The sequence below is a fragment of the Arachnia propionica genome (genome assembly GCF_003859805.1).
GTDB lineage: Bacteria > Actinomycetota > Actinomycetes > Propionibacteriales > Propionibacteriaceae > Arachnia > Arachnia propionica_C.
Map to the genome: position 1 here is coordinate 119,822 of NZ_RQZG01000006.1, position 12,976 is coordinate 132,797.

Sequence of the window (12,976 nt, forward strand, 5' to 3'; positions counted from 1 at the left end):
ACGGATCGGTCACACTGGTTGCATGCCTGGAGCACCTCGCAGCAAACCGGCGAGCAGCGGTCCGGGTCGTGGTTCGCCACGGTCCCGGACCGCTGCTCGTCCTGGTGAACGTGCCGGGACGGGGAGGAGCAGGCCCCGCCCCGTCGACGTGGAGGAGACCAAGGACCTGGTCGACTCGTCACCGCGACTCCCGAACTCGGAGCGTGCCCTGTCGATGACGTGGCGGCTGCTGCTGCTCGCCGTCGTCATCGCCGCGTTGGGGGTCACCCTGGCGCAGAGCCTGAGGGTGTACTTCGCCCAGGCCCACGAGATCGCGGCGACGCGTGCCGCGATCGAGGCCCGGAAGGACCGGATCAGTGATCTCGAGGATCAGCTGGAGCGGTGGCGGGACCCGGTGTTCATCAAGGCCGAGGCCCGGGAACGGCTCGGCTGGGTGGTTCCCGGTGAGACGGGGTACCGGGTGATCGGTGCCGACGGCAAACCCATCGGTGGTGATTCGACGGTGCTGGCCCCGACCCGGCCGGAGGGCCTCTGGTGGGAGGGCATGTGGGGGTCGGTCCGGTACGCCGACAACCCCGTCGAGGGTCAGGAGGGCACCGTGCCGTCGATCCCGATGCCCAGCGAGTCGGAGACACCATGACGACGGTTTCTCCCGCTGACCTGGCCGAGCTGGAGGCACAGCTCGGCCGTGCTCCCCGCGGCGTCGTCGAGATCGCGTGGCGGTGTGCCTGCGGCAGACCGGGGGTGGTCAAGACCGCCCCGCGCCTGGAGAACGGCACCCCGTTCCCGACGGTGTACTACCTGACCGCGCCCCGGCTGGTGGCGGCCTGCTCCACCCTGGAGGCCGACGGCGTGATGGCCGAGATGACGCAGCGCCTGTCGGAGGATCAGGACCTGGCGGACCGGTACCGGGCGGCCCACGAGGCGTACCTGGCGGACCGGGCGGCGCTCGGTGAGGTGCCGGAGATCGAGGGCATCTCGGCCGGTGGGATGCCGACCCGTGTGAAGTGCCTGCACGTGCTGGTGGGGCACGCCCTGGCGGCGGGGCCGGGGGTCAATCCACTCGGGGACGAGGCCCTGGCCCTGATCCGGGAGCGGTTCGGTGAGGTGTGCTGCGGGGTGGCGGGGTGACCACCGTCGCCGCCGTCGACTGCGGCACCAACTCGATCCGGCTGCTGGTGCTGCGGCGCGACGGTGACCAGCTCGTCGAGCTGGAGCGTCAGGTGCGGTTGGCGCGGCTGGGGCAGGGGGTGGACGCCATGGGGGAGTTCCACCCGGATGCCCTGGCCAGGACCTTCGCGGTGTGTGAGGAGTACGCGGGCATCGTCGCTGACCTCGGGGTGGAGCGGCTGCGGTTCGTCGCCACCTCGGCGGCCAGGGACGTGTCCAACCGGCAGGTGTTCTTCGACGGCGTGGAGCAGCGGCTGGGGGTGGTGCCGGATGTGATCTCCGGGGACGAGGAGGCCCGGCTCTCCAGCGCCGGGGTGCTCTCCGGGCTGACGGCACCTGCCCCGGTTCTGGTGTTCGACATCGGTGGTGGCTCGACGGAGCTGGTGCTGCTGGACGGGGGCGATGAGGTCACCCGGGCGGTGTCGCTGGACGTGGGGGCGGTGCGGCTGCGGGAGCGACTGCTGCCCTCGGACCCGCCGACGGCGGCGGAACTGGTGGCGGCGCGTCGGTTCGTCGGGGAGCTGCTGGACGGCTCGGGGGTGGATTTCGGGCAGGTGCGCACCGCCGTCGGGGTGGCGGGCACGGTCACGAGTGCGACGGCGCGGGTGCTGGGGTTGAGCGAGTACTCCCGTCATGCGGTGCACCGGAGTGTGCTGAGCAGGGCTCAGGTCCAGGAGGTGGCCCGGCACTGGACGAGTGTTCCGGTCGCGGAGATCGAGCAGGAGGCGTGCATGCATCCGCTGAGGGCGGGTGTGATCGGGGCGGGGGCCGTGATCCTCGACGAGATCAGCGCGCGGATCCCGGGTGGGGAGGTGATGGTCAGCGAGACCGACATCCTGGACGGCATCGCCTTGGAACTGTTGCATCAGCCCTCGTAGCCCAACTGGCAGAGGCAGGCGGCTTAAACCCGCCCAAGTACGGGTTCGAATCCCGTCGGGGGCACTGTGCAGTCGCTGCTCGCGGACTGTGGAGGTGGCGACCAGCGGTGTGACAAAATTGTTGCGGACTTGTGTCACACTTTGGGGCAAGCCGGAAACATGAAGGGTGAGCGGGCCTGCTCACCCGGTGGACACAGCGGCCACCGGGGACAACCTGAAACCCCAGACCACAGGGGAGGTGATGGCGCTGACCAGACACCTGTCGCTGTGGTCGACAGGACGGAGAGGAGTCTGTCATGAAGTGGAGCTTGGGGAAGCGAGTCGCGGCCATGGTGGTCGCCGTGGGGCTGCTCGCAGGAGCGCAGGTCGGTGCTGCAGGCGCGTGGGAGTCGGCGGGGATGCGAACGCAGTACCCGAGCGCAGGGGGTACCTGGGAGTACGGCTACTACAACCTCTACCTGCGTTCGTACTACACGGTCAACAAGTGCCACGGCAGCACCGTGTCCAAGAAGATCCACGGAGCCTACGAGAAGGTTGCACGGAGCATCGACACACGAGGAGGTAAGAAGTCGATCGCGGAGATCTGGACGCTGAACTCACCAGGGCTCGATGGCCAGTACCACTACAGGGTCTGCTGAGCGTTCTTCGTGGGCGTGGTGCACCGGAATCCGGTGCACCACGCCCGCCAGGAAGAAGGTGAGCTGAAGGACTTCGGGAGGTTTCGTGCAGAAGAAGGTCGTTGCCGCGACGATGATCGTGCTGTTCGGCCTGTTGGGCTTCATGGCAGCGATGGTTGCTGACTTCCATGACCGGAGCTGGCCGCAGAGCCTGGGGGTGGGGGCCCAGATCACGGTTGACTTCAGCCAGACCGGAATCGCAGCTGATGCAGGTCGGGAGCTGCTCCGAAGCACCGGGGAGGAGTACGACCTCGGGTTGTACAAGGTGGCCCCCGACCTCGAGGACACCGGACGTGAGGTGTTCGTGGCCGTCAACGGGCAACCGTTGCGCAGCGTGGAATGGTTCGGGGACCAGCGGGGCTCCGAGGTGGTGGCCCTGGAGCGGCTTGCGAACTCCAAGCCTGACGGGGCCTACCTCGTGGTGGACCCAACCCGGTTGGGTGAGGCAGCTGCCGCGCTGAGGGCCGAGGGAATTGGTGTCACCGTGACCGAGGCCTCCGTGCTTGAGACGGTGCGGTCGCTGGTCTCGGTCTCACAGAACGGTTTCATGGCCCCTGTCGCGGCAGCTGCCCTGCTCGTGGCGGCGCTCACGGTGTTCTGGCTTGCCACCAAGGCCAGGTCCCGTGCGTTGCGGGTGCTGGCCGGGGGTTCGCCGTGGCGCATCCAGGCCCAGGACATCGGAGGGTATCTGCTGTTTCTGGTGGGCAGCGCTGTGCTGGTGGGGTTGCTGTGCTGCGGGTTCGTCGGGCTCACACGTGGCTGGGTCCACGTTCCGCTCTTCGCCCAGGCGTTGGTCTCCTTCGAGATCATCGCCTTCGTGCTGTGCGGGGTCGTGATCCTTCTGCTGTCGGTGGTGGCCTGGCCCAGTGCCGCACTGTTCGCCACCCGGAAGCCCGCGGTGAGGATGTTGCAGGGACCAGCGCGCATCGTCCAGGCGCTGACTCTGTTCGCCCTGGTTGCTTCTGCAGGACCGGCATGGATGGCTGCCCAGGAGGCGGAGCAGAGTGCCCGACAGCTTTCGACGTGGTATGAGTTCTCGGATCAGGTCATGTTGGGCTTCGAGATGACTTCAGAACAGCTCGATGTTGTGGCGAATCGGGTCCAGCAGGCAGTGTCCAGTGCTGAATCCGAAGGACAGGCAGTCATGTCCTACACCATCAAGGAAACGGACTGGTCCGCTGATTTCGGACCTTACTCGGCGATCTCCATCGTCAACTCCGGTTGGATCAATCTTGTCTCGACATCGGTTGGGGATGATGTGCTCGTTCCGGTTTCCCGGGAGCAGGAGATGCCGATGCTTCAACAGGAACTGGGTGATTCTTGGGTTATCTGGAACAGAAACGCAAACTCTGAAGGAGAGGTTCTGGCGGACCTCAAATTTCATGTTCCAGCCTCAGGAGTGGCATACCCGGTGGCCGATGGCGGCAGGCCGGGGCAGCTGAGTTTCTTCAATGATGTCCTGGTGATCGAGGCCCCGTCGGTTGATGTCGTGTTCGATCCGCCAAATCTCGTCAGCCTCGCCTCCACCGGAAATGTCATGCTGACAGGGGTGGCTGAGACGAACGGGTTGCTGAAGGAGGCTGGGCTGGATGAGGCCGGGCTGGCCGAGTTGGGGGTCGAGGGAGCGATCCTTCCACTGTATGCGGCGGAGCAGGGCATTCTGCGCGCACAGTTCGCAGCCCACCTGGCGCGTATCCTGACCGTTGCGGTGGTGGCCATGACAGCTGCCTTCATCGTCGCGGCCGGGGTGAACGCAGTGATCGCGGCTCTGCTCAACACCCGCCGTGACTTCCCGATGAGACTGAGCGGTGCGACATGGGAGCAGACGACCCGGCCACGTGCCCGCCGCGAGCTGATTCTTGGCGGCGTGGTGGTGGCCGTGGCCCTGCTCCTCCAGCTGGGGACCCCCGCGGCACTGCTCGCGACAGCGGTCGCAGGGATTGCAGGGCTGGCCGTGCTGAACCTCGCCCATGCCGCCGCCGCCGCGACGATCTTCACCCGCATCACGCACCGAAAGCTCTAGGAAGGAGCGGAGACCCATGCTCATCGAAGCCCATGACGTCGGAGTCAAGATCGGCCAGAAGCAGATCATTGCGGGAGAGTCCGTGCGATGTGTGCCCGGGGAGATGACCGCCCTGATCGGGCCGTCGGGGTCCGGCAAGACCACCCTGCTGCACACCCTCGGGCTGCTGCTGCCGCCCAGCAAGGGCAAGGTCACCGCTGATGGGGCGGTGATCTCAGGGGGAAGTGCGCGGGCCTGCCGTGCTTTCTGGCGAGACCACGCAGCCTTCGTTCTGCAGGACTACGGGATCATCGATGATGAGCCGGTGGCCTTCAACGTCACCCTGCGTCGGGGAGGTGAATCCGCTGAGCTGAAGGCCGTGCTGGAACACGTCGGCCTGGCGGGGCGAGAGGATGAGCTGGCCAGCCACCTCTCCGGCGGGGAGAAACAACGCCTCGCCCTGGCCCGAGCCATCCACCGTGACGCCCAGGTGCTCTTCGTGGACGAGCCGACGGCCTCGCTGGATGCGGCGAACCGTCGCCTGGTGGTGGAGCTGTTCGCCGATTTCGCAGCCAAGGGGGCCACGGTCGTCATCGCCACCCACGACGACGAGATGATCGCGGCCTGCCACCAGCATCATCAGATGAATAGGTCGCTGACTGGAAGAGGGCGAAGGGTTTCCTGAAAAGTCCAGCTCCTCCCAAGGTCTCTGGTGGTGCCTGGCCAAGGGCGTGGATGGCTCCCACGTGGCGCTTCGGGGCAAGTGCGGTCAACCAATGGCCAGATTTCTGGGTGAAGGATTGCCTGGTTGATGCTGCTACGGCATTCTTGGGATGGGTGCCGCGGGGAGATGTTTGCCGCTGTTTGTCGGCACTGGAGGGGGGGACGATGTCGTTCGAGGAAATCTACACACAGCACTATGCTTCGCTGCTGGCAACTGTTGAGCGGAGGGTCAACTCACAAGAGGACGCTGAGGAGATCGTGGCCGAGGTTTTCAGGGTTGCGTGGGGGTACCATTGCTCTGGAGGAGCTCTCGAGGTGCCTTGGCTCTTTGAGACTGCAAGAAATCTGATAGGAAACGAGTACCGAGCTCGGCGCAGGAGGGCTGCATTGCAGGCTAGGATTGCCTTGGACTGTTTAGTCCAACGGCAAGGCTGCGATGTGGTGAGCGGAGTTCGAGAAGCAGTTGATTGCTTGTGTGAGTCGTATCGAGAGGTTCTTGTGCTTGCCTATTGGCAGGGGATGAAGGCCACGGAGATTGCCTCGCTGTTGAATGTCTCTGCAGAGGCTGTGCGCGCTCGACTGGCTCGGGCAAGGAAGAGCCTGCGCATGATCTTGGAGGAGCGGCAGCTGTGACCATGCTGGGGTCTCGTGGGGAAACCTGCTCGGGCATGCGGTTTCCCCAGAAGGCGCTCGTGGTGGTCCTCGTCGAGGAAGGGGCCGTTGCCCATCCGTTTCCGGTCGATGACGTGGCCCTTGAGGTCGAGGTCCCGCAGCACCCGGGTGGCCCACTTGTGGAACTGGGTGGGGTGCTCCGAGTTGGTCCGGGCGGTGCCGAACAGCTTGGCCATCAGCCGTCGGGTCAGCCACGCCGTCTCGTCCTCGTGGCGCACCTCGATGCTTGCTCCGCCGTCCTGGCCGGTGAAGATCAAGAACTCCGCTGTGGAGCTGCGGATCAGCTGGCCCGAGGGCCGGGAGGGACCGTCGTCGTGCATGGGTCCATGCTACGGAGCAGACGACAGGCGCGGGCAAAAATCGTTGTTTTCCTCGATTTATGGGTGCGCTCGTGTCCTCCGTTTGATGTACTTTCCGGGGGTCAGTTGCACGTTTCGTCGATGACATGCCCGACAACTCGCTGAAATGACATAACGTGCGGGCTGGGTGGGGTTGACGGTCAGGTGGCGGCCGGACGGGGGCTGCTCCAGGTTCGCACTGGGAACTGTCGGTGAGGCCGTCTAGACTGGAGGGCAACAGTTAACGAATGTGAAGGGCACCAACATGGCCAACCCCGTGTTCTCCCGTAGTGAGACGTTCAACCGACCGCCTCAGCCGACCGGCTACGGCTACCCGCAGCAGGGCTACGGGCAGCCCCAGCCGGGCTATGGCTACCCCCAGCCCGGACAGGCCCCCTACGCACCGTACGGGCAGAACCCGTACGGGCAGCCGGGTGCACCGCTCGGCCACCAGCAGCCGCAGCCGCAGCACATCAGTGGTGTCATGACCATGGACGACGTCCTGGCCAAGACCGCCATCTCGCTGCTCATCGTCTTCGCCGTGGCCGCGGGTGCCTACCTCCTGGTCCCGGTGGAACTGGTGATCCCCGTCACCATCGGCGGAGCCGTCGCCTCGCTGGTGGCCTCCCTCGTCGTCGGTATGCGTGCCAGGATCAGCCCGGTGGCCCTGGCCATCTACGCCGTCCTGGAGGGCGTGTTCATCGGTGGTCTGTCGAAGTTCTTCGACATGATGTGGCCCGGCATCGTCATGTCCGCCGTGCTCGCCACCTTCGTCACCGCCGGTGCCACGCTGGCTGCGTACAAGTTCTTCAACATCCGCGTCACCGGCAAGTTCCGCAAGATGGTGACCATCGCCACCATGGCCTTCGCCGGCGTGATGCTGGTCAACTTCGCGTTGGCCATGCTCGGGTTCGACACCGGGCTGCGTGACGTCGGTTCCAGCGCGGGCCTGCTCTCCATCGGCGTCTCGATCCTCGCCGTCTGCCTCGCGGTGTTCAACCTGGTGCTGGACTTCGACTTCGTCGAGCGCGGCATCGCCGCCCAGGCCCCGGCCTCGGAGTCGTGGCGGGCCGCCTTCGGCATCACCGTCACCATGGTGTGGCTCTACATCGAGATGCTGCGGATCCTGTCCTACTTCCAGCAGGACTGAGCCAGGATGCGTTCGAGGTGCTGACTGAGCGCCTCGAACGCAGGTGACGTCCAGCGGCGCTGCCGCCACATCTTCACCGGCACCCAGCCAGCCCGCTCCGTCGACCCTCCCAGGTCGTGGAGCACGGGGTGGCTGGGTGTCTCGCATGTTGCGGCATGGATGAGCCGCAGCGCGTGGAAGTCCTCCAGCACACCGTTGACCGCCCGCCCGATCCAGTGATCGGACTGCACTGCCACCAGCTGTCCCAGCCGGATGTGCTGCCCCGTCTCCTCGAACACCTCACGTCGCACCCCGTCGGCCGGGTCCTCGCCGGGATCGAGGCCGCCACCCGGGAGAGCCCATGTCCCCGGGGCCTTGGTCAGGGAGGAGTTCACCGTCCCCAGCACCCCCCAGGGGGAGACGACGATGGCATACGCACCCACCCGTTGATGCACCACGGGCGTCTCCGTGCTGCCCGGCTCCTCGTGGTGGATGAACCGGGCCGTCGGGGCGGGGTCCTGTGGGCGGCAGCGACGCACCTCGACATCCACCTCGACCTCGCCGTCGCGGAGCCGCGTGTGCAGGGGCCGCAGCAGCACCCAGCCCTGCCGGAACAGGGTGTGGTCCGGGTGCTTCCCGTGTTCCACGACAAAACTCGTCACCAGGGAACCACGGCTGAAACCACACAAGCGCACCTGATGATCCTATGCCTGCAGGATAGAGTGGGACGACGACTTCTTCAGGAGGGCAAACGTGGACTATCGCGACAGCGCTGACCTGTCCGGCACCCGTACCCGCCGCGCCCAGGGAGGTTCCCGGTCCGGTGGTGGTCTCGGGGGAGGCCTGGGCGGTGGGCTGGGTGGCCGTGGCCGCGGGATGGCCGTGGGCGGTGGCCTCGGTGGCATCGTGGTCCTGCTGCTGGCCCTCGTCCTCGGCCCCTCACTCGGGCTCAACGTCGGTGACCTCATGGGCGGCCAGAATCCCGGCTCCGACTCCCGCCCCGGTGCCTACGAGACCCAGTGCGACGGGGTGTCGGTGCAGCAGAACCGCGACTGCCGGTGGGTCAACTACGAGGTGGCGGTGCAGAACTACTGGGCCAAGGCCAAGCCCGGCTACAAGTCGGCCGACATGCTGCTGTTCACCGGTACCACCCATACCGCGTGCGGTGTCGGCCAGAGCCAGATGGGGCCGTTCTACTGCCCCGGCGACTCCACCGTCTACATCGACGACTCCTTCGTCGGTCAGCTGCTGAAACAGCTCGGGGCCAGCGGTGGCGATGCCGCGGAGCTCTACATCATCGCCCACGAGTACGGCCACCACGTCCAGAACCTCGACGGCACGTTGCGTTCGGTCAAGCGCGACGCCGGTGACGGCTCCCAGCAGGTGCGCCTCGAGCTGCAGGCGGACTGCTACGCAGGGGTGTTCTTCCACAACACCCTCAAGGACCCGAACTCCCCGATCGCCTCGGTCTCCCGCGACGACCTGCTGCGCATCAGCGACGCGGCACGCGCCGTCGGTGACGACCACATCCAGAGCCAGCAGGGTGGTTTCGTCAATCCCGAGTCCTGGACCCACGGCAGCTCCGAGCAGCGGCAGCGCTGGGTCGGGATCGGGTTCGACAGTGGCGACCCCGCTGCCTGCAACACCTTCGACACGGCTGAGATCTGAGGACCTGGATGCGCATCATCACCCCTGAGCAGCTGGAGACAGCGCTGCCCAGCCTGCCCTCGAATCCCCGCATCGTCACCCAGGGCAGCTTCGGGACCCCTCGTGCCCTGCTTGCTCTGCTGGATGCGGCCATCGCGGAGTACCGGCTGTTCATCGTCAACGGTCTCGGCGCGCTGCCCGATCGCGACGGGGTGCGGATCGAGACCACCTTCGTCGGGTCCGGGCTGCGTGGCAACCCGCGCGTCGACTACTACCCGGCCAGGCTCTCGGTGACCCCGAAACTGTTCACCTCCACCCTGCCGCCCGACGTCGTGGCCGTCCAGACCTCCCGCGTCATCGATGGAAAGGTCAGCCTCGGCATCGAGGTGCAGGTGCTGCCCGGGGCCATCGAGGCACTCAAGGCCAGAGGAGGGCTGCTCGTCGCCCAGATCAACGAGGAGATGCCGTTCATCCAGGGCGACGGTGTGCTGGACGTCTCCGACATCGACCTCGCGGTGGAGATCACCGAACCGGTCCCCGTGGCCGGTGACATCCCCATCGACGACGAGTCCGCGGCACTCGGGGAACGTCTGGCGGCGATGATTCCCGAGGGGGCCACCCTCCAGATGGGGATCGGCGCCCTGCCCGGTGCGGTGTTGAAGGCCCTCGGCGGGGCGAGACGGTTGCGGGTGTGGACCGAACTGATGGCCGACGGCTTCCACCACCTGGCCCTGGCCGGGGTGCTGGACCCGGACCATCCCATCACCGCCACCTTCGCCTACGGCTCGGCCGAGATGTACGCCTGGGCCGACAACAACCCGCAGTTGCGGCTGCTGCGCTGCGAGACCACCAACAGTCCCGGCATGATCGCCCAGCAGCCGGCGGTGACCAGCATCAACACCGCGCTGCAGGTGGACCTGTTCGGGGCGGTCAACGCCACCCGGGTGCAGGACCGGATCATCTCCGGCACCGGCGGGCAGGCGGACTTCGTCGTGGGTGCCCTGCACTCCCCGGGCGGGCAGTCCATCATCGCGTTGAAGTCGTGGCACCCGAAGGCCGACCGGTCCACCGTCGTGGCGAAACTGAGTGAGGCGACGACGTCGCTGCAGCCCTCGTGGGTGGTGACGGAGCAGGGGGCGGCACGGATCTTCGGTGCCAGTCAACGTGATCAGGCGCTCGGGCTGATCGGTGCCGCGCACCCGAGGGCCCGGGAGCAGCTCACGGCGGAGGCCGAGCGGATGGGGCTGCTCAGTTGAGTTCGGCCTCGGTGTACTCCTGGCCGGCCAGGTCGGTCCAGGTGACGCGGCCGTCGCAGTCGTAGCGCACCGTCGGGGCGACCTTGACGAAACGCGAGTCGATCTCGACCCGGCACGGCTTGGTCTCGTCGGGTGCGTACTTCTCGATGGCCCTGGCCAGCACCAGGGCATCGATCGCCACGGGGTCGAAGGCGGGTCGGTTCGTGGTCTCGTTGCGTCGGGTGACGTAGACGGGAAGTGCGCCCATCCGGGAGCGTCGTTCCGTGACGCCGGAGGTGGGTGGAAGATCCACCCAGTAGCCCGCCTCGGGGGAGAACCCGACCTGGGTGGCGGCCCTGGCACCTGCCACCACCTCCTTCAGGCCCTGGGTGATGTCCGCGACGGAGTGGAACCCGAGTGTCCGGACCGCCTCACCCTTGCGGGTGAAGAACACGGTCTTGGTCTCCGGGCTGGTGGTGACGGTCATGTAGACCTCGCCGGGGCGGTACTCCACGACCTGGAGCACCTTCTCGCCCTTCGCGCCCAGCTCCTCCGCGGCCGCGAAGGTCGTCGCGATGTTGCCGAGGGGGAAGTCGGTGGGTTGGAAGGTGGTCTGTTCCAGGTATTTCACGTCGGAGTCGACCTGGGAGATGGTGCCCTCCCGCCAGCGCAGGGTGACGGGGTGTTCGTCGCGATCCAGCAGGGTGATGGTGAGTTCGGTCTCGGAGACGTCCAGCTTGAGGGCGGGAAGGTTGCCGTAGAGCCCGGTGATGCGTTTCAGGACCACCTCGGCACCGCCGTGGGTGAGGTCCTTGGTCAGGGACAGTTTCACCGGCAGTGAGGGGCTGGGCGACGGGGAGGCCGCAGGTGTGGAGGGTGTGGATGACGTGGGGGGAGCGGGTGTGGGAGAGTTGGAGTGCGTTGGTTCCGGGGCCTGCTGGGTGCACCCTGCGAGCAGCGCGAGCACCACGACGGTGGCGGTGCGGGACATCTTCACCCCCACATTCTAGGAGACCGCAGGGTCCTGACCTCCGGACGGCGAGGCGGTGTCGTCGTCCTTCCGGGCAGAGTAAGCCGAAGTCAGAGTGAGTTTGGAGGGTGACAAAAGGGGCCTTCCCGGTTCGGGGGCGTCCCGTGGAACGGGCGGATCGGTGTCGTTGTCGGCCGAACCGAGGATGGGTTTCCGGGTCCTGAATGAGCATCAACAGTGACCCCGACCTGAGTTCTCAAAGCCGGGTTGATTAGGATGGACGCGTGCTCCGACCTGTTCTTCCCGATGTGCTCGCCGAGTTGGAATCCCTTGCGGATCCCAAGGCATTGGCCGTCAATCGCCGTCATGGTGATGCCCATTCCGTGAACCTGACAAAGGTGCGTGGAATTGCGAAACAGCTCGGGGCTCAGCCGGAGTTGGCGCGGGCCCTGTGGGCCACGCGGCAGCCGAACGCCAGGCTGGTGGCTCTGCTCGTCGCCCGGCCGAAGCAGTTCACCGTCGCGGAGCTGGACCGATGGCTCCGGGAGGCCGCCACGAACAAGGAGACCGACTGGTTCGTCAGCTACTTGGCGGCGAAGTCGCGGCACGCCGAGGAGTTGCGCACGCGCTGGCTGGCAGACCCGGAGCCCCGCATCGCGGCGGCGGGGTGGGCGTTGACGACGGACCGGGTGGTGAAGAACCCGGAGGGTCTGGACCTGGCTGCGCTGCTGGATGTGATCGAGGCCGAGATGAAGGATGCCCCTGAGCGGTTGCAGTGGGCGATGAACACCTGTCTGGGCAACATCGGTATCGAGCACGAGTCCTACCGCGAGCGGGTGCTGGAGATCGGGGAGCGCCTCGAGGTGCTGAAGAACCATCCGACGTCGGGTGGCTGCATCTCCCCCTACGTCCCGGTCTGGGTGCCGGAGGTCGTCCAACGGCGCACCGGGAGGGCATGAAAAGACCCGACCCACGAGGAGCCGGGTGAGTTTTCATGAAGTCTATCGGGCTGTGTGGGGGGAGTCAACCTCACCTCCACGGAAGACGGTTGGGGTGTCTCCTCACCAGCCACGCGGCTTCCGCTGGTTTCCGCACGGATCAGGAAGTTGGCACGCTTGGTAGATCTGCTTCTGGATTTTCCACCACCAGTGCCTTCCCGCTCCGTCGGTGGGAGACCCCTGTAGGGCGCCAGCGGTGACCTTGTTCCGGGGGCTCACTGTGGCAACGGGGACCCGTTTGCGTGCTTGGCTGACAGGCCAGGCCAGGTCAGAGTCGTTGGAGATCACCATCGCTGCGTCAATGTTCTGCTCAAGGACGTCCAGTAGCAGGTGGGAGGCGACGTTCACGTTGCTTCCCTTCTCCTCCACATGCAGGTATTTGACGATGAAGCGTGCGTCTTCAACGAGGTTGTCGTGCGCGTCACGGACCTTCACGGGCCAGTCAGCGAGGACTGGTTGGGGTGGTCCAGCATGGTCAGAGGTTGCCAGTAAGGCAGTTTTTGTCCGAGTGACGTAACGCCCGTACTCGATCCAGTC

At 66.3% G+C, this 12,976-nt stretch carries 14 protein-coding genes and 1 tRNA gene; 12 read left to right on the forward strand and 3 right to left on the reverse strand.

Annotated features, from left to right (window positions below):
• Window positions 1-22: 22 nt before the first annotated feature.
• The 9 genes from EII34_RS06840 (at window position 23) to EII34_RS06885 (ending at window position 7,610) form a co-directional block, all read left to right on the forward strand.
• A complete protein-coding gene (locus tag EII34_RS06840; RefSeq protein ID WP_124844259.1) occupies window positions 23-640 on the forward strand; it encodes an FtsB family cell division protein in 618 nt (205 codons plus the stop codon).
• Window positions 637-1,131 (forward strand): DUF501 domain-containing protein, encoded by a 495-nt coding sequence (locus EII34_RS06845; protein WP_124844260.1) that lies wholly within the window; start codon window positions 637-639, stop codon window positions 1,129-1,131. Before EII34_RS06840 ends, EII34_RS06845 begins: the two co-directional genes overlap by 4 nt.
• Entirely contained in the window at window positions 1,128-2,048 is a 921-nt protein-coding gene (locus EII34_RS06850; RefSeq protein WP_124844261.1) for a Ppx/GppA phosphatase family protein, read from the forward strand. Before EII34_RS06845 ends, EII34_RS06850 begins: the two co-directional genes overlap by 4 nt.
• A tRNA-Leu gene (locus tag EII34_RS06855) sits at window positions 2,039-2,112 on the forward strand. Before EII34_RS06850 ends, EII34_RS06855 begins: the two co-directional genes overlap by 10 nt.
• A gap of 232 nt (window positions 2,113-2,344) precedes the next feature.
• Window positions 2,345-2,686, forward strand: a complete 342-nt coding sequence (locus EII34_RS06860) for a lactococcin 972 family bacteriocin (RefSeq protein ID WP_221620222.1) — start codon at window positions 2,345-2,347, stop codon at window positions 2,684-2,686.
• An 85-nt stretch (window positions 2,687-2,771) separates the two neighbouring features.
• On the forward strand, window positions 2,772-4,748 hold the full coding sequence (locus EII34_RS06865) for a hypothetical protein (RefSeq protein ID WP_124844262.1): 1,977 nt from the start codon (window positions 2,772-2,774) through the stop codon (window positions 4,746-4,748).
• 16 nt (window positions 4,749-4,764) lie between these two features.
• Window positions 4,765-5,412, forward strand: coding sequence for an ATP-binding cassette domain-containing protein (locus EII34_RS06870; RefSeq protein WP_124844263.1), 648 nt, complete (start codon window positions 4,765-4,767; stop codon window positions 5,410-5,412).
• A 203-nt stretch (window positions 5,413-5,615) separates the two neighbouring features.
• Window positions 5,616-6,083 (forward strand): RNA polymerase sigma factor, encoded by a 468-nt coding sequence (locus EII34_RS16800; RefSeq protein WP_221620223.1) that lies wholly within the window; start codon window positions 5,616-5,618, stop codon window positions 6,081-6,083.
• A 642-nt stretch (window positions 6,084-6,725) separates the two neighbouring features.
• Window positions 6,726-7,610 carry a Bax inhibitor-1/YccA family protein gene (locus EII34_RS06885; RefSeq protein ID WP_124844266.1) on the forward strand — a complete coding sequence of 295 codons (885 nt, stop codon included), beginning with the start codon at window positions 6,726-6,728 and terminating at the stop codon, window positions 7,608-7,610.
• Here the strand turns inward: EII34_RS06885 and EII34_RS06890 are convergent.
• Entirely contained in the window at window positions 7,592-8,284 is a 693-nt protein-coding gene (locus EII34_RS06890) for an NUDIX hydrolase (protein WP_124844267.1), read from the reverse strand. The genes EII34_RS06885 and EII34_RS06890 overlap by 19 nt on opposite strands.
• Window positions 8,285-8,342: 58 nt before the next feature.
• Here EII34_RS06890 and ypfJ point away from each other — a divergent pair, with 58 nt between their 5' ends.
• Together ypfJ and EII34_RS06900 are read left to right on the forward strand one after the other, a co-directional pair.
• Entirely contained in the window at window positions 8,343-9,257 is a 915-nt protein-coding gene (ypfJ, locus tag EII34_RS06895; protein ID WP_124844269.1) for a KPN_02809 family neutral zinc metallopeptidase, read from the forward strand.
• Between the two features lie 8 nt (window positions 9,258-9,265).
• Window positions 9,266-10,492 (forward strand): acetyl-CoA hydrolase/transferase family protein, encoded by a 1,227-nt coding sequence (locus EII34_RS06900; protein ID WP_124844271.1) that lies wholly within the window; start codon window positions 9,266-9,268, stop codon window positions 10,490-10,492.
• Here the strand turns inward: EII34_RS06900 and EII34_RS06905 are convergent.
• The gene (locus tag EII34_RS06905; RefSeq protein WP_124844273.1) at window positions 10,485-11,468 is read right to left on the reverse strand and encodes a hypothetical protein; all 984 of its coding nucleotides are present in this window, start codon (window positions 11,466-11,468) and stop codon (window positions 10,485-10,487) included. The two genes, EII34_RS06900 and EII34_RS06905, sit on opposite strands and share 8 nt — an antisense overlap.
• Window positions 11,469-11,725: 257 nt before the next feature.
• On the opposite strand from EII34_RS06905, the gene EII34_RS06910 reads away from it, so the two are divergent.
• On the forward strand, window positions 11,726-12,400 hold the full coding sequence (locus EII34_RS06910; RefSeq protein ID WP_124844275.1) for a DNA alkylation repair protein: 675 nt from the start codon (window positions 11,726-11,728) through the stop codon (window positions 12,398-12,400).
• Between the two features lie 102 nt (window positions 12,401-12,502).
• On the opposite strand, the gene EII34_RS06915 is transcribed toward EII34_RS06910, so the two are convergent.
• On the reverse strand, window positions 12,503-12,874 hold the full coding sequence (locus tag EII34_RS06915) for a hypothetical protein (protein WP_395858078.1): 372 nt from the start codon (window positions 12,872-12,874) through the stop codon (window positions 12,503-12,505).
• Window positions 12,875-12,976 lie beyond the last annotated feature (102 nt).

Excerpts from the sequence above, each read along its gene's own strand:
- EII34_RS06840 (WP_124844259.1), top strand. The coding sequence starts at position 23 with ATGCCTGGAGCACCTCGCAGCAAACCGGCGAGCAGCGGTCCGGGTCGT.
- EII34_RS06845 (WP_124844260.1), top strand. The coding sequence starts at position 637 with ATGACGACGGTTTCTCCCGCTGACCTGGCCGAGCTGGAGGCACAGCTC.
- EII34_RS06860 (WP_221620222.1), top strand. The coding sequence starts at position 2,345 with ATGAAGTGGAGCTTGGGGAAGCGAGTCGCGGCCATGGTGGTCGCCGTG.
- EII34_RS06870 (WP_124844263.1), top strand. The coding sequence starts at position 4,765 with ATGCTCATCGAAGCCCATGACGTCGGAGTCAAGATCGGCCAGAAGCAG.
- EII34_RS16800 (WP_221620223.1), top strand. The coding sequence starts at position 5,616 with ATGTCGTTCGAGGAAATCTACACACAGCACTATGCTTCGCTGCTGGCA.
- EII34_RS06885 (WP_124844266.1), top strand. The coding sequence starts at position 6,726 with ATGGCCAACCCCGTGTTCTCCCGTAGTGAGACGTTCAACCGACCGCCT.
- EII34_RS06900 (WP_124844271.1), top strand. The coding sequence starts at position 9,266 with ATGCGCATCATCACCCCTGAGCAGCTGGAGACAGCGCTGCCCAGCCTG.